The sequence below is a fragment of the Mesorhizobium sp. B2-3-7 genome (assembly GCF_006442695.1).
Lineage (GTDB): Bacteria > Pseudomonadota > Alphaproteobacteria > Rhizobiales > Rhizobiaceae > Mesorhizobium.
The window spans coordinates 356,898-376,864 of record NZ_VFVV01000004.1 but is presented as its reverse complement, the minus strand read 5'-3'; the positions used below and the strand labels follow the sequence as shown (position 1 = coordinate 376,864).

The 19,967-nt window shown below is 64.1% G+C and carries 19 protein-coding genes; 10 read left to right on the top strand and 9 right to left on the bottom strand.

What is annotated here, in order from left to right; translation table 11 throughout:
* The 3 genes from FJ940_RS11285 to FJ940_RS11275 all read right to left on the bottom strand — a co-directional run.
* Positions 1 to 771, bottom strand: a 771-nt coding sequence (locus FJ940_RS11285; protein ID WP_140656567.1) for an FAD-binding oxidoreductase, incomplete at its 3' end; no start/stop codon positions are given.
* Entirely contained in the window at positions 768 to 1,238 is a 471-nt protein-coding gene (locus FJ940_RS11280; RefSeq protein ID WP_140656566.1) for an endonuclease domain-containing protein, read from the bottom strand. The genes FJ940_RS11285 and FJ940_RS11280, both read right to left, overlap by 4 nt.
* Positions 1,239 to 1,375: 137 nt before the next feature.
* Positions 1,376 to 2,953, bottom strand: coding sequence for a trimethylamine methyltransferase family protein (locus FJ940_RS11275; protein WP_140656563.1), 1,578 nt, complete (start codon positions 2,951 to 2,953; stop codon positions 1,376 to 1,378).
* Between the two features lie 216 nt (positions 2,954 to 3,169).
* On the opposite strand from FJ940_RS11275, the gene FJ940_RS11270 reads away from it, so the two are divergent.
* From FJ940_RS11270 to FJ940_RS11240, 7 genes are all read left to right on the top strand, one after another.
* Entirely contained in the window at positions 3,170 to 5,059 is a 1,890-nt protein-coding gene (locus FJ940_RS11270) for a phospholipase D-like domain-containing protein (RefSeq protein WP_140656561.1), read from the top strand.
* Between the two features lie 165 nt (positions 5,060 to 5,224).
* Complete coding sequence (locus FJ940_RS11265) at positions 5,225 to 6,400, top strand: MFS transporter (protein WP_140656558.1); 1,176 nt, start codon at positions 5,225 to 5,227, stop codon at positions 6,398 to 6,400.
* A gap of 94 nt (positions 6,401 to 6,494) precedes the next feature.
* Complete coding sequence (locus FJ940_RS11260; protein WP_140555058.1) at positions 6,495 to 7,655, top strand: MFS transporter; 1,161 nt, start codon at positions 6,495 to 6,497, stop codon at positions 7,653 to 7,655.
* A gap of 104 nt (positions 7,656 to 7,759) precedes the next feature.
* Positions 7,760 to 9,820 (top strand): prolyl oligopeptidase family protein, encoded by a 2,061-nt coding sequence (locus FJ940_RS11255; RefSeq protein WP_140656556.1) that lies wholly within the window; start codon positions 7,760 to 7,762, stop codon positions 9,818 to 9,820.
* Between the two features lie 67 nt (positions 9,821 to 9,887).
* Positions 9,888 to 10,028, top strand: a complete 141-nt coding sequence (locus FJ940_RS11250; protein WP_140495676.1) for a capsid protein — start codon at positions 9,888 to 9,890, stop codon at positions 10,026 to 10,028.
* A gap of 49 nt (positions 10,029 to 10,077) precedes the next feature.
* Positions 10,078 to 11,457 (top strand): aspartate aminotransferase family protein, encoded by a 1,380-nt coding sequence (locus FJ940_RS11245; protein ID WP_140559631.1) that lies wholly within the window; start codon positions 10,078 to 10,080, stop codon positions 11,455 to 11,457.
* A 135-nt stretch (positions 11,458 to 11,592) separates the two neighbouring features.
* Entirely contained in the window at positions 11,593 to 12,237 is a 645-nt protein-coding gene (locus tag FJ940_RS11240; RefSeq protein WP_140656553.1) for a cytochrome c oxidase assembly factor Coa1 family protein, read from the top strand.
* A gap of 270 nt (positions 12,238 to 12,507) precedes the next feature.
* Here FJ940_RS11240 and mmsB read toward each other — a convergent pair whose 3' ends face one another.
* Positions 12,508 to 13,392 (bottom strand): 3-hydroxyisobutyrate dehydrogenase, encoded by an 885-nt coding sequence (gene mmsB / locus FJ940_RS11235; protein ID WP_140521087.1) that lies wholly within the window; start codon positions 13,390 to 13,392, stop codon positions 12,508 to 12,510.
* 26 nt (positions 13,393 to 13,418) lie between these two features.
* Positions 13,419 to 14,585, bottom strand: a complete 1,167-nt coding sequence (locus FJ940_RS11230; protein ID WP_140517257.1) for an isobutyryl-CoA dehydrogenase — start codon at positions 14,583 to 14,585, stop codon at positions 13,419 to 13,421.
* A gap of 144 nt (positions 14,586 to 14,729) precedes the next feature.
* Between FJ940_RS11230 and FJ940_RS11225 the strand changes: the two genes are divergently transcribed.
* Both FJ940_RS11225 and FJ940_RS11220 read left to right on the top strand, forming a co-directional pair.
* Entirely contained in the window at positions 14,730 to 15,344 is a 615-nt protein-coding gene (locus FJ940_RS11225) for a dimethylsulfonioproprionate lyase family protein (RefSeq protein ID WP_140517255.1), read from the top strand.
* 3 nt (positions 15,345 to 15,347) lie between these two features.
* Entirely contained in the window at positions 15,348 to 16,823 is a 1,476-nt protein-coding gene (locus tag FJ940_RS11220; RefSeq protein ID WP_140656551.1) for a cobyric acid synthase, read from the top strand.
* On the opposite strand, the gene FJ940_RS11215 is transcribed toward FJ940_RS11220, so the two are convergent.
* The 4 genes from FJ940_RS11215 to FJ940_RS11200 form a co-directional block, all read right to left on the bottom strand.
* Positions 16,824 to 17,246: a VOC family protein gene (locus FJ940_RS11215; protein WP_140656548.1), complete on the bottom strand. Its 423-nt coding sequence runs from the start codon at positions 17,244 to 17,246 to the stop codon at positions 16,824 to 16,826.
* Positions 17,247 to 17,331: 85 nt separating this feature from the next.
* Positions 17,332 to 18,171, bottom strand: a complete 840-nt coding sequence (locus tag FJ940_RS11210; protein WP_140521082.1) for an AraC family transcriptional regulator — start codon at positions 18,169 to 18,171, stop codon at positions 17,332 to 17,334.
* Between the two features lie 82 nt (positions 18,172 to 18,253).
* On the bottom strand, positions 18,254 to 18,424 hold the full coding sequence (locus FJ940_RS11205; RefSeq protein WP_140517247.1) for a hypothetical protein: 171 nt from the start codon (positions 18,422 to 18,424) through the stop codon (positions 18,254 to 18,256).
* Positions 18,425 to 18,480: 56 nt separating this feature from the next.
* Positions 18,481 to 19,266, bottom strand: a complete 786-nt coding sequence (locus FJ940_RS11200) for a TSUP family transporter (RefSeq protein ID WP_140495686.1) — start codon at positions 19,264 to 19,266, stop codon at positions 18,481 to 18,483.
* Positions 19,267 to 19,451: 185 nt separating this feature from the next.
* Between FJ940_RS11200 and FJ940_RS11195 the strand changes: the two genes are divergently transcribed.
* Positions 19,452 to 19,883 carry a TerB family tellurite resistance protein gene (locus FJ940_RS11195; protein WP_140495687.1) on the top strand — a complete coding sequence of 144 codons (432 nt, stop codon included), beginning with the start codon at positions 19,452 to 19,454 and terminating at the stop codon, positions 19,881 to 19,883.
* The last annotated feature ends 84 nt before the right edge of the window (positions 19,884 to 19,967 follow it).

The window sequence follows — 19,967 nt, the reverse complement described above, 5'->3', positions numbered from 1 at the left end:
GATCTCGCCCTTGAAATCCATGACGCCGATCATCTCGCGGCCGGTCGATTTGTTGAATTCCTCGACCTCCGGCATGGGCTCGGTCAAGAGATACATGTGCTCCATGGCGAGCACCGGCAGTTCGAGGCCTACCATGCGGCCGATCTCGCGCGCCCACAGGCCGCCGCAGTTGACGACATGCTCGGCGTGAACCGTGCCTTGTTCGGTGATGACGTTCCAGGTGCCGTCGACCTGCTGCGTCAGTTCGACGACGCGGTTGCGCAGCACGATCTCGGCGCCGAGTTTCTTCGCCGCTTTCGAGTACGCAATCGTCGTGCCGGACGGATCCAGATGGCCTTCGACCGGATCCCACATGGCGCCGACGAAATTCGTCTCGTCCATCAGCGGGAACATCGCCTTGGCCTCGGATGGCGTGATCAGCTCGGTATCCATGCCGAGATAGCGGCCCTTGGCATGGGCAAGCCGCAGGAAGTCCATGCGCTCGGGCGAGTCGGCCATCATCACGCCGCCGGTCAGGTGCAGCGAACAGGATTGGCCGGAAAGCTCCTCGATCTCCTTGTAGAGCTGCACGGTATAGGCCTGCAGCTTGGCGACGTTGGGGTCGCCGTTGAGCGTATGGAAGCCGCCCGCCGCGTGCCAGGACGAGCCGGAAGTGAGCTCCGAACGCTCGATCAGCATGATGTCGGTCCAGCCGGCCTTGGCCAGGTGATAGAGCACCGAGCAGCCGACGACGCCGCCGCCGATGACAACCGCTTTTACATGGGATTTCATGAAGATAGGTCCGTTTTTGAAGAGATTGAATCGGGTGAGTGCGGTGTGAAAACAAGGCGGAGGTCGGATGCAGCGATGTTTTCGGTCAGCCTGCCGTCGAGCGCAGCAAGGACGGTTTCACAGACGGGAGTACGATGTTTCGAGAGGCGCAGGATCGAGTAGCCTTGGGCGCGCATGAAATCGTCGCGGCGGCGGTCGTAGGAACTGTCGGCGTGCTGTGAGCCGTCGAGCTCGACGACCAACCATTTTTCGCGGCAACAGAAATCGGCGTAGTATGGTCCGATAGAGAACTGGCGTGTGAACTTGTAGCGACCAAGTCTGCGGGCTTTTAGTTCGAGCCAAAGCAGTGCTTCGGCCTGATTGTTGCCTTGCCTGAGTTTCCTGGCTCTCTGGGTTGTAACTGACTTTCGGCGACTGCGGGTTTTACGAGCGGCTTCCCCCACTCCGTCGCTGCTTCGCAGCGCCACCTCTCCCCCCTCCGGAGGGAGAGGAAGGGAGCCAGCCCGGCCAAGCTCACGCCCTTCCTCTCCCCCGTCGATCGGGGGAGAGGTGTCGAGCGCAGCTCGACGGAGTGGGGGTCGACTGCTCATGAAGCCAATACAGATCAAAAATCGGTCGGGGCGCCGCCTTCGGCGCGGCGTTTCTGGACGAAGGCGTTGAGCTCTTCGCGGATCGCCGGGTCCATGTAAGGCTCCTCATAGGAGGCCAGCCGCTCCTTCCACACCTTGTTGGCCTTTTCGAGCGCCGTCGGCGAGCCGGCTTCCGCCCAGGTCTCGAAATTGCGCCAGTCGGACAGGATCGGCGAGTAGAAGGCGGTCTTGTAGCGGTCCTGCGTGTGCTGTGTGCCGAAGAAGTGGCCGCCGGGGCCGACCGACTGGATGGCGTCGAAGCCAAGCGCCTGTTCGGACAGGTCGAGCGGGGTCAAGAATTCCGCCACCATCTGCAACAGGTCGATGTCGAGGATGGTCTTCTCGTAGGAGCAGCGCAGGCCGCCTTCGAGCCAGCCGGCGGCGTGCATCATCAAATTGCCGCCGCCCTGGATGGCGCCCCACAGCGAGAACACGCTTTCATAGGCGGCCTGTGCGTCGACCGTGTTGGCGGCGCAAGTGTTGGAGGTGCGGTAGGGGATGTTATAGCGGCGGGCGAGCTGGCCGCCGACGAGCTGCGCCTTCATGTATTCGGGCGTGCCGAAGGCGGGCGCACCGGACTTCATGTCGACGTTGGAGGTGAAGCCGCCATAACCGACCGGCGCGCCCTTCCTGACCATCTGGGCAAACGCGATGCCGGACAACGCCTCGGCGTTCTGCTGCACCAGCGCGCCGGCAATGGTCACCGGCGCCATGGCGCCCGACAGGGTGAACGGCGTGACGATGACGACCTGGCCCTTGCTCGACATCTGGATGATGCCTTCCATCATCGGCACGTCGAGTTTCAGCGGCGAATTGGTGTTGATGATGGTGAAGACGGACGGTTCTTCGACCAACTGCTCGTGGCTGATGCCGCGCGCGATACGGGTGATCTCGATGCCGTCGACATTTCGTTCCTTGCCGAGCGAATAGATGTGGAACACCTTGTCGGTCAGCGTGGCGAGGTCGCGGATGCATTCGAGGTGCCGGACGGAGGGGTGGATGTCGATCGGCTCGACCGGATAGCCGCCCGTGCAGTTCAGTATGTTGTGCATCTGCGCCAGGCGCAGGAAATTGCGATAGTCCTGCTGGTTGCCGGGCCGGCGGCCACGATCGATGTCCGAGCAATTGGGCGCCGAGGCCATCATCGAGATGATCAGGTTGTCGCCGCCGAAGCGCACATTGTGCGCGGGGTTGCGGGCATGGATAGTGAATTCAGGTGGGCAGTGCGACACCAGATCGAGGATCATGTCGCTGTCGAAGCGCACGCGCTCGCTGCCTTCGCGCACGTCGGCGCCGTGTTCCTTCATGATGCGGCGGGCTTCGTCATGCAGGACGTCGACACCGATCTCCTTCAGCACCCGCAGCGAGGCCAGGTGGATCGATTCCAGCTCGTCGTCGGAAACCAGCTTGGTCGGCTGGAGCGGGATTTTCAGCTGGCGGAACGGCGGCTGCTCGAACGCGGCCGAGCCGCCTGCGCGTTTTCCGGCGCGGCCGCCGCGGCGGGCACGATCGGTTGCCAATGCCGGTTCGGCGGGTTGAAGGGCGGCGGTCATGAGGGGCCTCGTACGATGCGAAAGTGGGCGGCATAATGGACCGGCGGCTGTCCGGCCATTGCGGAGGCGGCGACCACTAGAGCGAGGGAAGCGACATGCCGGAACGGCAGCTGCGTGGTCCCGAGGCGGGCCCGCGGATAAGGGGGCGCCATTCGTTGCAGTATCGTCTTTTGCTTCTGATAAACTTGTGCGTCGAATATCTCCGGAGGGAGAGCCATGCCTGACGTCGTCAAAGTGCGTGCCGCCACCAACAACGAAGTCGCGTTCCTCTCCTGGGACCTCGACGGGATGATCCCGGGCTGCCTGGGCTTCGAGATCGTCCGCCTCTATCCCGACACCGGCGAGGAGCGTTGCCTGGCGTCCTGGGTGCCCTTCAAGGGACAGCGCAACAAGGATTGGATCCCCCAGGATACCGGCGTCTGGCCGGTGCAGAAGACATTCTGGCGCGATCTCACTGTCCGGCGGCGCCGCGACAGCCTCGATGTCAGGCCAGATGGCGAAATGATCGCCTACCGGGTGCGTCCAGTCGGCGACATGAAGGCGGGGCTCGATCCCGTGCCGGTGCGCCCCGAAAAGGCCTATACCGGCCCAGCGCGGCCGCTGGGCTATCTCGGCCGGGGCGCGGTCAGTCCGCCGATCTTCCTCGGCCAGATGTTCGGCAAGGCGCGCGTCGCCTTCACCAATGGCGTGCTGTCGACGCAATGGATGTCGCGCGCGCTGGCCGAGGCCGGCATCAAGGTCGGGCAGCGCGACAAGATCAGGGCTGTGCTGCAGGACCCGACCAGCAAGATACGCGCCTACCTGCATGGCGACGTGCCTGATGTGCTGACCAGCCTGCTGAAGCGGGCCAAGGCCGAGGGCGGCACGGTCAGGCTTGCGCTCTACGAGCTTGGCGACGACGAACTGTGCGACGCAATCATTGCCGCCAAGGATGTCGTGGAGGTCATTCTTTCCAACTCGGGCAGGGATGACCAGACGAAGGCCTGGGACGCTGGCAACGCGCCTTACAGGAAGCGGCTGCACGACGCAGGCGTCGCGGTGACGGATCGCCTGTTCAACAACAACCATATCGGCCACAACAAGTTCGCCGTCTATCGCGATGCCCAGGGCAAGCCGCAATCGGTGATGACGGGCAGCACCAACTGGACCTCGACGGGCATTTGCGGGCAATCCAACAACGCCTTCATCCGCGACGACCCGGCGATGGCCGAGATATTCGACGCCTACTGGCAGCGCATGAAGGCCGACCTGTTCCCGCCGCCGGCCACGGAAAGCGCCGCCGGCCATGTCGCGCAGACGCAAGGCGTGCCGTTTCGCAGGGAGAACCACAGGCCAAACCCGCTCAGCGGCGCCACGGCGGCGCTGGACGGCATGACGGTGTGGTTCTCGCCCAATGATCCCGAGCGCAACAAGAAGGACATCTCGGTGCGGCCGGTCGATCTCGAGGACCTCTTCGCCCGCATCAAGGCAGCCAAGCGCGCCGTGCTGTTCCTGGTGTTCAATCCTTCGCGGCTCGGCGACAATTCGATCGTCGACCAGGCGGTGGCGGCGGCAAGGGCCGATCCGAAGCTGATCGTGCAAGGGGCAATCAGCGATGAGACCGCCATGCCCAATTATGTCGCGCCGACCAAGGATCCGGTCACCCATAAATCAAACAGGGACGGCAAGTCGCCCTTCGTCTATCCGGAGAAGGTCTGGGAGGCGCCGAACGTTTCCATCGTGCGGGCGGCGAACCTGACCGGCGCCACGATCGCCCGCGATTTCCAGGCGGAGGTGCTGACCGTCGGCCATGCCATCGTGCACGACAAGATCGTCATCATCGATCCGATGGAGGACAACGCAACGGTCGTCACCGGCAGCCACAATCTCGGTTATAAGGCTTCCTACGAGAATGACGAGAACATGGTGATCGTCGAAGGCGACAAGACCTTCGCCGCGGCCTATGTCGTGCATATGCTGGACGTGTTCGACCACTACAAGTTCCGCGCCTGGCGCAGGACCATCGGCAAAGGCCCTTCGGATGACGATGGGCTCTCCATCGACGACAAGTGGCTGAAGCCTTACGCGCAAGGCAGGAAAGGCGCGATCGCACGGTATTTTCCATAGTGCTGCCGGCAGGTGCTGACGGCTTTTGACGCGAGCCTTCCGGTGCACGGCGCCGGCCGTTGGCGCAGGCGGATTTCGCTGTCCGGCCCTTCCTTTCCCGGGATCGAACCGGTAGCTGATGGCTTGCCGATCCGCAGGTCGGCGATTCACTCAGGGAACGGCAGCATGGTCGCGACCGGCTCGAGCCAAGGCGAAGCGGCAACGCAGTGGGCAGCGCTCGCCGGCGTCACCGCAGCGCTGGCGATGTTCGGCGCCGCGCAAGGGCTGAGCTCGCCGCTGTTCACGCTGCTGATGCAGAAGCAAGGCATGTCGCCGGGCCTGATCGGCCTGTCGGCGGCGATGATGCCGGTTGGCTTGATCCTGTCTGCCTCGTTCGTGCCCGCCGCCGTGCGGCTGGTCGGCGCCCGCACGCTCGCCGTCGGCTGCTCGCTGATCGGTGCGCTGTGCTTCCTGGGCATCGGCTATCTGCAGGACTGGGTGGCGTGGTTCCTCCTCCGTTTCCTCATCGGCGTGGTCATCAACCCGCTCTATATCCTCGGCGAGGTGTGGGCGCTGTCGCTGGCGCCGCCGGCGCGGCGCGGCCGGGTGATGGGCGTGTTCAACACGCTGATGGGGGCCGGCTACGCGGCCGGGCCTTTCACCTTGACCCTGGTCGGCACGTCGGGCTGGGCTCCCTTCAGCGTCGGCATTGGCGGTTTCGTGCTCTGCGCCGTTATTCTGCGCCTTGTCTCCTCAAAGCTCACCGGTTTCGAGGATGACGGCCAGCCAGCCGGCAGCTTTATCGGTTTTGCCCGGCTGGCGCCGGCGCTGCTGCTGGCGGTGCTGGTCTCGGCAGCGGTCCAGCAAAGCACCTATGCGCTGGTTCCGGTCTTCGGCGCCGGCTATGGCTTGCCGGAAGCCGTGCTCGCCGCTCTGGTGATGGCGTTATCCTTGGGCAATATCCTGCTGCAGATCCCGCTCGGCCTGCTCGCCGAACGCTTCGGCGGCCGCCCCATGATCCTGGCCTGTGCGGTGGCGACCACCGTTTGCGCGCTTCTGCTGCCGCTGCTGATCACGACGCCGCTGATCTGGGCGGTGCTGCTGGTGATGGGAGCGGTCGGCTATGGCGTCTACACGATGGCGTTGGTGGAACTCGGCAGCCGCTTCAAGGGCTCGCTGCTGGTCACCGGCAACGCCGCTTTCGCCTTGTTGTGGGGCGTTGGCGGCATTGTCGGTCCGCCCAGCGCCGGTCTGCTGATGCAGGCGATCGGGCCTTTGGGATTGCCGGCGGTGATCGTCGGCCTGGACGCGCTGCTGGTCGCCTTCGTGCTCTACAGATCGGCCAGCCGCAGAGGCTCCTGACAGGGTTTGGCCGGAACAAGCGTGGGTTCGGGCTTTGGGGCTTACGGCTGTCGGGTCGAAACGCTAAGCCTGCAGCCGAGAGGCGATGTGGATCATGGACCGGGTGGAACCGAAGCGCGACGATACGATGCAGTGGGCAGCGATCACCGGTGTGATCGCAACCGTGTCGGTGTTCGCCATCGCGCAGGGACTGTCCTATCCGCTCTTGAGCTTCATCCTGCAGCGGCAGGGCGTTTCGCCTGTCATGATCGGCCTGTCGGCGGCGATGACGCCGATTGGCTTCATCGTCTCGTCGCCGCTCATCCCGTCACTGGCGCGGCGGTTCGGGGCAGGGCGCACGGCGCTGACCTGCGCGGCGCTTTCGGCGGTCGTGCTGGCGCTGATCGGCTGGACACAGAACGTCTATCTCTGGTTTCCGCTGCGGTTCCTGATCGGCGCGGTGACCAATCCGCTCTATGTCTTAAGCGAAATCTGGGTGATCGCGCTGGCGCCGCCGGCCCGGCGCGGCCGCATCATGGGCGTCTATTCCACGATCATCTCGGCCGGCTTCGCCGCCGGGCCGCTTTGCCTGCTGGCCGTCGGTACGGAGGGCTGGCCGCCATTCCTGGTCGGCATTTCCGCTTTCATCTTCTGCGGCGGGTGCCTCGCCCTGGTGGTCGGGCGCCTGCCTAAGGTCGACGAAGCCGGGCATCGGCTTTCGGTGATGGGCTTCATGCCGCTCGCCTGGCTGCTTTTGTCGGCAGTAATCGTGGCTGCCGGCTTCGAGCAGGCGGTGCTGGCGCTGCTGCCCGTCTACGGCACGCATTATGGCATCGCCGAGAACCGCATGTCGGCGCTGTTGTCGACGATGATCGCCGGCAACATCGCCATGCAGGTGCCGCTCGGCCTGCTGGCCGAGCGGCTGACGGCGCGCCTGGTGCGGTTCATCTGCCTGGTGCTGACGCTGCTCGGCTGTCTGCTGCTGCCGCTGTTGATCGAAACGCCGCTGGTTTGGCCGATGATCTTCGTCTGGGGCGCGGTGTCCTACGGCATTTATACGATGGCGATCATCGAACTCGGCGAGCGTTTCAGCGGCTCGGCGCTAATTGCCGGCAATGCCGCTTTCTCCCTGATGTGGGGCGTCGGCGGCATCCTCGTCCCGCCGCTTGCGGGCGGCGTGATGGACGGGATCGGCGCGAGCGGCCTGCCGGTGACGCTCGGCGCGATCTGCCTGGCGCTGGCGGCTGCGACCGTCATCCGGCGGCGGATCGTGTGACGGCCTGAAGCGATCTGCCGCGATGACGCGGCTTCAACACCTTGAATCCGGCGCCCTTTGACGCGATGTAGGCAGGGCCGCCCCCCGATTTCCCGGAGACCCCCATGACCATTTCGACGACAAAGCCTGGCTTGGCGACCGATGATCCCTTTCTTTGGCTGGAGGAAAGGACGAGCAAGGAGGCGCTCGACTGGGTACATCGCCAGAACGAAGTCACGGTGGGGCAATTGCAGGGCGATCCGTCCTACCAGGCGTCGTTCGAAACCGCGCTCGATCTGATGACCGCCGAGGACAACATCGCCGTCGGCTCCGCGCTCAACGGCTATGTGTATAATTTCTGGCAGGACAAGACCAATGTGTTGGGCCTGTGGCGCCGCACGACGGTGGCTTCCTACAAGACCGACAGACCGGACTGGGAAACCATCATCGACTTCGACCAGCTCGCGGCGAAGGAGGGAGTGAAGTGGGTGTTCGGCGGCGCCAACCGGCTCTACCCCGATTTCAACCGCTGCCTGGTTTCGATGTCGCCTGATGGCGGCGACGCCAGCGAGATGCGCGAATTCGACATCGCCGCCAAATCGTTCGTCGAGGACGGTTTTCGCGCGCCCGCTTCCAAGTCCGGCTTCGGCTGGCTCGACAAGGATACGGTGATCGTCTCGGCAGCCTTCGAAGAGGCCGACAAGACCGAATCCGGCTACCCGCGCGTCGTCAAATTGTGGACGCGCGGCACGGACCTTGAAGACGCGACGCCGATCTTCGAAGCGCAGAAGGAAGACCTCGCCGTCGGCGCCGGCCTGGAGTTCGATGGCGAGAAGCGGCATTTGTTTCTAACGCGGACGCTCAACTTCTTTGCATCGCACAGTTTCCTGCGTCTCCCGTCAGGTGAAAACAGACGCATTCCGTTGCCTGACGACGTTACCGACACGGCGCTCTTCAAGGACCAGATGGTGTTTGGCGTGCGTACGCCTTGGACGGCGCCGGATGGAACGGCCTGCCGGCCGGACGGGCTCTATTCGTTCGATTTCGCTCATTGGATCGAGACCGGCAGTTTCGGCGCCATCGAGACCTTGCTCGCGCCGGCGCATCGCGTGTCCATCGCCGCTCTCGCCAGGACGCAGGACCACCTGTTCATCAGTCTGATGGACAATGTGCGCGGCAAGGTTGTGGCCTGCGAACGCAGGGAAGGCGCCTGGTCGCTGAAACCGGTCGCATTGCCGGAAAACGGCACGGTAGGCATCAGCCATGCCGAACATTTCGGCGCCAGCGTCTCCTTCTCTTTCACCGATTTCCTGACGCCGAGCTCGATCATCTGGTCCGACGACAATGGCGAGACGCTCGCCACAGTGAAGTCGCAGCCGTCGCGATTCGATGCTTCGCAGCTCGTCTCGGAACAGTTCGAGGCGCGCTCGAAGGACGGCACGATGATTCCCTATTTCGTCGTCAGGCGGCGTGACCAGAAGGGCCCGGTGCCGACGCTGCTCTACGGCTATGGCGGCTTCGAAGTGCCTTTGCTGCCTGGCTATGCCGGCGTGCGCGGCAGGCTGTGGCTGGAGAAGGGCAATGCCTATGTGCAGGCCTGCATCCGCGGCGGGGGCGAGTTCGGCCCGGCCTGGCACCAGGCAGCGCTCAAGGGCAACCGGCAGAACGCTTTCGACGATTTCGCGGCGGTCGCGCAGGATGTCGTCAGGCGCGGCATTGCGACAGCCGCCTCGCTCGGCATCCAGCGCGGCTCGAATGGCGGCCTGCTGACGGGCGTCTCGTTGACGCAGCATCCGGAGCTGTTCGGCGCCGTGATCATCGAGGTGCCGCTGCTCGACATGCTGCGCTACACCGAATTGCCGCCCGGCGCGTCGTGGATGGCCGAATATGGCGATCCGTCGAAGCCGGAAGATGCGACCTGGCTGGCCGCCTACTCGCCTTACCAGCATGTCGAGGCCGGTGCCTATCCGCCGGTGCTGCTCACCACCTCGACCGCCGACGACCGGGTGCATCCCGGCCATGCGCGCAAGATGGCCGCCCGCCTGCAGGAGGCCGGCCACGCCGGGACGCTCTTCTTCGAAGAGACCGAGGGCGGCCATGGCGGCCGCGGCGACCACCGGCCGCAGGCGGCACAGGCCGCGATGAAGTACGTTTTCCTGCAGAGGACGCTGGGCGGGAAGGGCTGAACCGGAAGCCTTCGGACCGGAGCGAAGGGTGGTTCACCTCGAACCTTCTTTGCTCTAAGGTGCCTTCATGGCTCCCGTGGTGACATTGGCCGGCCTTTTCGGGGTTCGGGCATTTGGGGGCGCGGTGACGCCGTCGCTGCGCACGTTGCGCGCCGAGCTTTTGCGGCTTTGCGCCCGCATAGGCTATTCGCCACCCGCTATCCTCTGAAGAATCCGCCCCGGCGCAGCCGGATTGGTTCCAGAGGAAGATCAGATCCATGACCTATCAAAATTATTCGCTGAAGCAGCTTCAGCAGATCGACGCCGCGCATCATCTGCATCCGTTCACCGACCATAGGGAATTGCGCGAGGCCGGATCGCGCATCATCACCCACGCCAACGGTCCCTTCATCTACGATTCCGAAGGGACGGAACTGCTCGACGGCATGGCGGGGCTGTGGTGCGTCAATATCGGCTATGGCCGCGACGAGCTCGCCGAGGCTGCCTATGCGCAGATGAAGGAGCTGCCTTACTACAATTCCTTCTTCAAATGCTCGACGCCGACGCCTGTGCTTCTGTCGAAGAAGCTGGCGGAGATCGCGCCGAAGAATGTCAACCAGGTGTTCTATGGCTCGTCCGGCTCGGAAGCCAACGACACTGCGCTCAGGCTCGTGCGCCACTATTGGGTGCTCGAAGGCAAGCCGCAGAAGAACCGCGTCATCTCGCGCAAGATGGCCTATCACGGCTCGACCATCGCCGGCACGTCGCTCGGCGGCATGGACGCCATGCACAAGCAGCTCAACGGAGAGGTGCCCAACATCGTCCATGTGATGACGCCGTACGCCTATGAGCTGTCGCTGCCGGGCGAGAGCGATCATGATTTCGGACTGCGCGCGGCAAAGGCGGTCGAGGACGCCATCCTCGAAGCCGGCGCCGACAAGGTCGCCGCCTTCATTGGCGAGCCGGTGATGGGAGCTGGCGGCGTGAAGATACCGCCGGCAAGCTATTGGCCCGAGGTACAGCGCATCTGCCGCAAATACGATGTGCTGCTGATGCTGGACGAGGTCATCACCGGCTATGGCCGCACGGGCGAATGGTTTGCCGCGCAGACGCTTGGCATCCAGGCCGACACCATCACCACCGCCAAGGCGCTGACGTCGGGCTACCAGCCGCTGTCGGCGCTGCTGGTCGGCGATCGCATTGCCTCGACGCTGATCGAGAAGGGCGGCGAGTTCAATCACGGTTATACCTATTCCGGCCACCCCGTGGCTTGCGCCGTGGCGCTGAAGAACCTGGAGATCATGGAGCGGGAGGGTCTGGTCGACCGCGTCAGGAGCGACACCGGGCCCTATTTCGCCAAGGCGCTGCAAGAGCGCATCGCCGGGCACGAGCTGGTCGGCGAGGTGCGTTCGATCGGGCTGATGGGTGCGATCGAGATCGTCAAGGACAAGGCGACCAAGGAGCGGTTCCTGCCGGCTGGAAGTGCCGCGGTGACCGTGCGCGACCATGCGATCGCCAACGGCATGATGCTGCGCGCCACCGGCGACACAATGATCCTGTCACCGCCGCTGATCTGGACCCGCGACACGATCGATATGGCCTGCGAGCGTATCGGCAAGGCGCTCGACCTGGCGCAAGCGGATCTGCGCAAACGGTAAAAGAAATGGCCGGGCGTTCGTGATCGAGACGCCCGGCCGTCGGTGACCCAATGCCGGTCCCAGACGACCGAGGGTTCCGGTCGCCGGCGCTATCGGTTACAACCCGCCAAGGCAGTTTTGCCGACGGGGAACGCGATGGCCGGACAACCGCTCAACCAGCCCGCCGAAATCCCGGCTGAGCTCGATCGCTGGAATTGGGGCGCCTTCTTCCTCAACTGGATCTGGGGCATCGGCAACTCCACCTTCATCGCCCTGCTGGCGCTGATCCCGATCGTCAACATCGTCATGATCTTCGTGCTCGGCGCGCGCGGCAGCCGCTGGGCATGGCGGAACCGGGCGTGGCGCGATGCCGAGCAGTTCCGCAGAACGCAGCGCAACTGGGCGATCGCCGGTCTTGCCGTCTGGGTGCTCAGTATCGGGGGCTGCGCGACGATGGTCGGCGGCATCCCTTTCATGATCAAAGGCAGTGACGCCTATCACATGACCATGGAGGTCGTTCGCGCCGATACCCGGGTGAAAGCCGCCATCGGCGACGACGTGACCGCCAATTTCTGGGTCGGCGGCCATCTCAACGTCAACGCAGATGGGACGGGTGACGCGCAGTTCAGCATTCCCATCCACGGCGCCAAGGGAAAGGGCACGGTGTTTTCGCATCTTGTTCGCAATGCAGGCACGTGGAGCACGCGCCTGCTCGTGGTCCGGGTCGATGGCGCCGATGCGCCGATCGTGCTGACCAATGAAGATCACGTGCCGATCCCGAACGCGGCAATCGGAATATGAGGGATGTCGGATCCTGGAACGCAAAAACCGCGCCCCACCGGGAACGCGGCTTTGCCAGATACGCTTGGCGTTTCGCTACGCAAACACTTGGCGAAACTTACGGGCTCCGGTACGCGAGACCTGATCCGGAGCGCCGGGCGGACGCGATATCCGCCTCGCAGTCCGTTTTATAGGGACATCGTTACCGCGGAGTTATCGAGAGCTTAAGCAAACCTAAATTTTGCGGTTCTCCGGCGAGGCGTACGAAAGAAAACGAGCTTTATCAATTGCTTATTGATTGGCGCCGCGCAGAAAATTTATGATCCCGGAAAAATCGGCGCCGGCATTCCCTTGCGCGTTGAACAGGCCGTAGAGCTGTGTCGCTTCGGCGCCAAGCGGTGTCACCGCGCCCGCGGCTTGTGCGGCTTCCTGCGACAGCTTCAAATCCTTCAGCATGAGTGCGGCGGCGAAGCCGGGCTTGTAGTCGCGGTTAGCGGGCGAGGTCGGCACCGGGCCGGGCACCGGGCAATAGGTGGTCAGCGACCAGCACTGGCCTGAAGAGGTTGAGGCAACGTCGAACAGGGCCTGGTGCGCCAGGCCGAGCTTTTCGGCCAGCACGAAGGCCTCGGCGACGCCGATCATCGAAATGCCGAGAATCATGTTGTTGCAGATCTTGGCCGCCTGGCCGGCGCCGTCGCCGCCGCAATGGACGATGCGCCCGGCCATGGGCTTCAGGATCGGCTCGGCGGCGGCGAAGGCGTCGTCCGAGCCGCCGGCCATGAAAGTCAGCGTGCCGGCGGCGGCACCGCCGGTGCCGCCCGAGACCGGCGCATCAACCGACAGCAGGCCGTGCTTTGCGGCGATGGCATGCGCCTTGCGCGCCGATTCGACGTCGATGGTCGAGGAATCGATGAAAAGCGCGCCCTTCTTTGCCTTGGACGCGATGTCTTCGTAGACCGACAGGACATGCTTGCCGGCGGGCAGCATGGTAATGACAACATCCGCATCTTTCACTGCGGTCAAGGCATTGGCCATGATCGTAACGCCATGTTCTTTGGCGACGGTGAGGTTTTCGGACATTAGGTCGTAGCCGTGCACGGCATACCCCGCTTTGACCAGGTTCGCCGCCATTGGATTGCCCATATTCCCAAGGCCGATGAAGGCGATTGTGGTCATTGTGTCTCTCCCGGAGTTTGCACGCTTCAGCGACCGATCAACGCGCGGGCGATGATGACGCGCATGATCTCGTTGGTGCCTTCGAGGATCTGATGCACACGCAGGTCGCGCACCAGTTTCTCGATGCCGTAATCGTGCAGGTAACCATAGCCGCCGAGCAGCTGCAGCGCATCGTTGGCGACGTTGAAACCGGTGTCGGTGACGAAGCGCTTGGCCATTGCCGACCATTTCGAGGCATCCGGTGCCTTGCGGTCGAGCTTGGAAGCGGCGGCATAAAGAAAGATGCGCGCCGCCTGCAACTCGGTTTCCATATCGGCCAGCCGGAACTGCAGCGCCTGGAACTGGTTGATCCTGGAGCCGAATGCCTTGCGCTCGGCGGTGTATGACAGCGCCTTGTCGAGCGCCGACTGGGCCCCACCAAGCGAACAGGCGGCGATGTTCAGCCGGCCGCCGTCGAGGCCGGCCATGGCGATGCCGAAACCGGCGCCTTCACCTGACAAAAGGTTCTCGGCCGGCACCTTGCAATCCTCGAAGATGACCTGGCGGGTCGACTGCATGTGCCAGCCCATCTTGTGCTCATTGGCGCCGAAGGAGAGGCCGGGAGCGTCTTTCGGCACGACGATGGTGGAAATGCCTTTCGGTCCCTCGGCGCCGGTGCGCACCATGACGGCATAGACATCGCTGTCGCCGGCGCCGGAGATGAACTGCTTGGCGCCGTTCAGCACGTAGTCGCCGCCGCTCTTCACCGCCCGCGTCTTCAATGCGGCAGCGTCGGAGCCGGAACCCGGCTCGGTCAGGCAATAGCTCGCCAGCCATTCCATGGAGGTGAGCTTCGGCAGGAAGCGCTGGCGCTGGCCGTCGTCGCCGAAACGGTCGATCATCGAGGCCACCATATTGTGGATCGAGATGAAGGAAGAAAAGGCCGGGTCGGCGTGGGACAGCGCTTCGAAGATCAGCACGGCGTCGAGCCGGCCGAGCGCGGAGCCGCCGACATCGTCCCTGACATAGATGCCGCCGAGGCCCAGCGGGCCAGTCTCGCGGATCACGTCGGCGGGGAAATGCTTATTGCGGTCCCAGTCTAGCGCATTCGGCGCGACGCGATCGGCGGCGAAGGCCTGAGCCATCTCCTGGATGGCGCGCTGGTCCTCGTTGAGTTCGAACTGACTGGTGCTCGCATCGACCGCGGCGTCCATGGCGTGCTCCCTATATGCTGGCCAGCTGGCTCGCTGGCCTGTCGTTTTTGGCTTTGCGCGCGCACCAATCTAGACCAATGATGCCGCCGCGCAACCCGAGCCGCCGCGGAGCGGCTGTGCGTCAATGCATGCCCGGAGCAAGATGTGACGACAAAATTCGATGAGCTGCTAGAGCGGTTCCACGCCTATCTCGCTTCCGTGGATGACTTCCTGGTGCAGGATGCGGTGGCGCGCATAGGGTGGGATATGCCCGCCCGCGAGCTTGAACCGCACCCACTCGGCTGCCTGCGCCATCTCGATCGCGCCGCCGAATTGACGCCGGCGCGGACCAAGCAGCTGGTGCAATTTCTGGCGCAGGAGCGCGGCGAATTGCGCTGGGGCCAGACCTACGGCGAGTCGGATTTCGGCAAGGCGTTCATCGACAATTATGGCTGGCTCGAAGTATTCGGCACCCGCGGCCACTTCGCCAACGACGAGGTCGCCGCCGGCGTGCTAATCCTTGGGCCTGATATCGTCTATCCCGACCACCATCATGTCGCCGAGGAGATCTATATCCCGCTGACCGGCGGCACCGAGTGGCGCATGGGCGAGGACAGCTTTCACAAGCGAGAGGCCGGCGAGGTCATCCACCACGCTTCTAAGGTCAATCACGCCATGCGCACCGGCAAGGAGCCGTTGCTGGCGCTCTATATCTGGCGCGGCGGGCCGCTGGCGCAGAAATCCACGATCACCGGGACCGCGACGCAGGGCAGGGGCTGAGCCATGGCTAAAGCCATTATGCTGCAAGGCACGGGTTCGGATGTCGGCAAGACCGTGCTGGTCGCAGGGCTGTGCCGCGCCGCAAAAAAGCGTGGGCTGAAGGTGCGTCCGTTCAAGCCGCAGAACATGTCGAACAATGCCGCTGTCGCCGATATTCCCGGCGACAACAGGGCTGGCGGCGGCGAGATCGGCCGCGCGCAATGGCTGCAGGCGATCGCCTGCGGCGTGCCGCCATCGGTTCACATGAACCCCGTGCTGCTCAAGCCGCAGACCGATGTCGGTGCGCAGGTCATCGTGCAAGGCAAGGTGTTCGGCGAGGCGCGGGCGCGCGACTACCAGGCGCTGAAGGGCCGGCTGATGGACGCGGTGCTGGACTCCTGGGGCAAGGTCGGCGAGGGCGCCGATCTCGTCATCGTCGAGGGCGCGGGTTCGCCGGCCGAGATCAACCTCAGAAGCCGCGACATCGCCAATATGGGTTTTGCGACGCGTGCCGATGTGCCTGTCGTGCTGGTCGGCGACATCGATCGCGGCGGCGTCATCGCCTCGGTCGCGGGCACGCATCTGATCCTGCCGGAGGAAGACCGGCGCATGATCGTCGGCTATCTCATCAACAAGTTCCGTGGCGACGTGTCGCTGTTCGACGACGGCATCAAGGCGATCGAAGCGTTCACCGGCTGGCGCTGCTTCGGCGTCGTGCCGTGGCTGAAGGCGGCGGCGCGGCTGCCCTCGGAGGATTCAGTGGTGCTGGAACGGCTTGCCTCCGGGGAGTCGCGTGCGCTGAAGGTGGCGGTGCCGATGCTCGGCCGCATCGCCAATTTCGACGATCTTGACCCGCTCAAGGCCGAGCCGCAGGTGGAAGTGGTGTTCGTGCCGCCTGGAAAGCCGTTGCCGCAGGATGCGGGACTGGTGGTCATTCCCGGCTCGAAGTCGACGATCGGGGATCTGCTGAAATTCCGCGAAAATGGCTGGGACCGTGATCTTCTCGCCCATCGCAGGCGCGGCGGCCATGTCGTCGGCATTTGCGGCGGCTTCCAGATGCTTGGCCGCATCGTGCGCGATCCCGACGGCATCGAGGGCAGCGTCACCGAAGCGGAAGGGCTTGGCCTGCTCGACATCGAAACAGTGATGGAACCGGAAAAGACGGTGCGCAACGTCAGTGCCCGCTCGGTGCCGTTCGATCTGCCGCTCGAAGGCTACGAGATCCATCTCGGCCGCACCACCGGCCCGGACATGCTGCGGCCGTCGGCGATCATCAATGGCGCCGAGGACGGTGCGGTCTCGGCGGATGGCAAGGTGGTCGGAACCTATATGCACGGGCTGTTTGGCGCCGACGCCTTTCGAGGGAGGTTCCTCGAAAGCCTCGGCGTCAAGGGCGGCGGCATCGACTATCGCGCCGAGGTCGAGAGGGCTCTCGACGAGGTCGCGGCCCAGTTGGAGAGCCATCTCGACTGCGACGCGATCTTTTCGCTGGCGCGGTAGCTAGTTGGCCATTTCGCCTGCCTTCGGCCAGTAGGTGCCAAAGGACCAGACATTGTCCTCCGGGTCGCGGCAGATGAATTCGCGGCTGCCATAGTCGCGGTCGGTCAATTCCTGGAGGATCGTGGCGCCTGCCTTCTTCGCTTTGGCGTAGGCGGCGTCTGCGTCGTTGACGGCGATGTAGATCGACTTGCCGCCGCCTGTGCCGGGTTCGCCGACCATCTTGCCGTAGTCATCGTCGCGCGCGCTGCCGAGCATGATCATCGAGGAGCCGAAGACCAGTTCGGCGTGATGCACGACATCGCCTTCGCCGTAGCGGGCACGGATGCTGAAGCCGAAGGCTTCGCAGAGCCAGTCAATCATTTTTGCCGCGTTCCTGTAACGCAAGGCGGGGTAGAGGCGGGGGGCTTCAGGTGATGCGGGCATGGCAACCTCCTTCATTCAGGCTGGTCGATGAACCCAGTCTGAGCGACAGCCGTTCCGGCGTCTTGAAGAAATGTTACCCGGGACTTCAGGCCTGTGCCGAACCCTCGATCGCGGTCGGTGTCTCGCCGGCAAGGACGCGGAACTCACGCACCAGATGCGCCTGGTCGGCATAGCCGCAATCGGCCGCGATGTCGGCCCAATCGCCAGCTTGCTGCCTCGACAGGCCAAGCGCGCGGTTGAAGCGGACGATGCGCGACAGCGTTTTCGGGCCGATGCCGGTCGCGTCCGCGAATTTCCCCGCCAGATGCTTGCGGCTCCAGCCCAGCCTGTCGGCCAGCGAGGAGACGCGCACGCGGCCGCCGGAGGCGAGGATCCTGTCATAGGCCCAGGCAACCCCGGCCTGCGTTTCCGGCGCATCGGCCAGCCGGGCGGCGACGAACATCTCGACAAGGGCAAAACGTTTGCTCCAGTCCGCCGCGTTGCCAAGCCGCTCGCGCAAGGCGACGCCTTCGATGCCGAGCACATCGTCCAGGCTGACCATGCGGTCGGTCAACCCGCTCATCGGCTGGCCAAAGAATCGGCGTGCGCCAAGCGGGGTGAAATTGACCTGGACGCAGCAGGCGCCGCCGAAGGATTCGATCATCACGGGTCCGGCATAGAGGCCGGCGGCGAAACTGGCGAAGCGATCATTGTCGCCGGGCGGCTTGCCAAGGCCGATGGCGAAAGGTTCGGCGAAGCTGATGACCAGAGGCACGGTAAGGGAGGCATATTCGACATTGCGGTAATGGCCGGGCGCCGTTTCGCGATAACCGCAAATGTCTGACACAATGCCCGCGAGGGCAGGGCTGGGAAGGCGCCGCCGCATCTCGAACCGCCCGGGGACTGACCGGTCCTGTTCCTCCTGACATGGCATCTCGATTGGCATCGACAGGACTCTAGCAGAGCCCGGACCCGAATCAAAAGCGCCCGGCTCGGCCGGGCGCTCCGAATTGCCTGAGATTTGAATGTCAGGCGCCGCGCATCAGGCAGCCGCCGGCAAGCACGAGGTAAGCAATGAGCACGATCCACACCGATGCGAGTGGGATGAACGAAAGAAGGCCGAGGGCGGCGAGAATGCCGATGAGGGCGATGACAAGGGAGATGATGAAAACAATCTCGGTAGGTGCGCTGAGATTCATGTGCGGGTCCTCTCCTCGACATGATTCGAACAGCAGCATTCCATCAGGCGCGCGGGTCACACACCAATCAGGACGCGCAGCGGGTTCGCCGGGTCGGCCAGGAGCTTCGCCGCCAGAGCGACGCAGACGATGACAAGCAGCGGCTTGATCAGCCTGGCGCCGATGCGCATGGCCAGGCTGGCGCCGAGGCGGGCGCCGAGGAACTGGGCGACGCCCATCATCAGGCCGATCTTCCAGGAGATGACACCGACCGCGGCGAAGACGACGAAGCCGCCGATGTTGGAGGCGAAGTTGAGCAGCTTGGTGTGGGCCGTCGCCTTGAGTACGCCGTAGCCGGCAAGCGCGACGAAGGCCAGCATGTAGAAGGACCCGGCACCCGGCCCGAACAGGCCGTCGTAAAAGCCGATGGCCGGCACCAGCGTTATCCCGAACAGGAAGGGCGTCATACGTTCGGCGCGGTCAACGTCGGTCATGTTGGGCTTCAGGGCGAAATAGAGCGCGATGGCGATCAGCACCAGCGGCAGAAGCGCCCGCAGCAGATCGCCGGGCACGACCGTTGCCAGCAAGGCGCCGACGGCACCGCCGGCAAGCGCCAGCAGCGCAGAAGGCAGTTGCCGGCGAAGGTCGACATGGCCTTTCGCGGCATAGTGGATGGTCGCAGATCCCGAGCCGAACATGCCCTGCAGCTTGTTGGTTCCCAGCGCCTCGACCGGCGAGAAGCCGGCCAGCAGCAGTGCGGGAATAGTGATCAGCCCACCGCCGCCGGCAATCGAGTCGACAAAGCCCGCGGCAAAACCGGCGAAGGCGAGCATGGCGACGGATTCTAAGGTGAGGTCGATCATCAGGGAGAAATCAAGCCAGAGATGCTCCGGCTTCGATCACGAACACCCCGTTTGCGCAAGACCGATTTCACGCTACTTCTATCCAAGCGCGTCGCGCCTGGATTTCGCGTTGTGCTGTCATTATCCCAAAACCGCTCCGCTTTTTTGGGCTACATGGATTAGAGGAATCGGCAAAGGGGCTCCCGATGGCATTCGAACTGCTCGACCAGATACGCTCGATCTTCGATGGCGACCCCGGGGTGCGCAAGGTGGCGGACGACCCCGTGTTGTCGGCGGAACTTCTGATGCTGTTCCGCATGATCCTGGCTGACGGAACGGTCAGCGAGAGCGAGATGGTTGCCTTCCGGCGCATCTGCAAGGATGCCTTCGGCATTCCGGAAACCAGCATCGACGCCGTCATCGAATATCTCAACGAATTCGGCTACGAAACCAATGGCTCACAGGCCATCGCGCTGTTCCGCGACCTCGATGTCGAGCGGCGCAAGCAACTGGCGCAGCATATGGCCGAGATCGCCAAGGCGGACGCGCAATTGGCCGAGACCGAGGTGCGCCTGCTGCGCCGCACGCTCGACCTGCTCGACATCAGCCCGGTCGACGTGGTGAAATCTGAGCAGTAGGTTGATGGGATCCCAGCCGGGCCGGCTGTCTACGGCAGCCTCCGGCATTTGCGGCCTTTCACTCACACGGCGGATTCGCTTCGC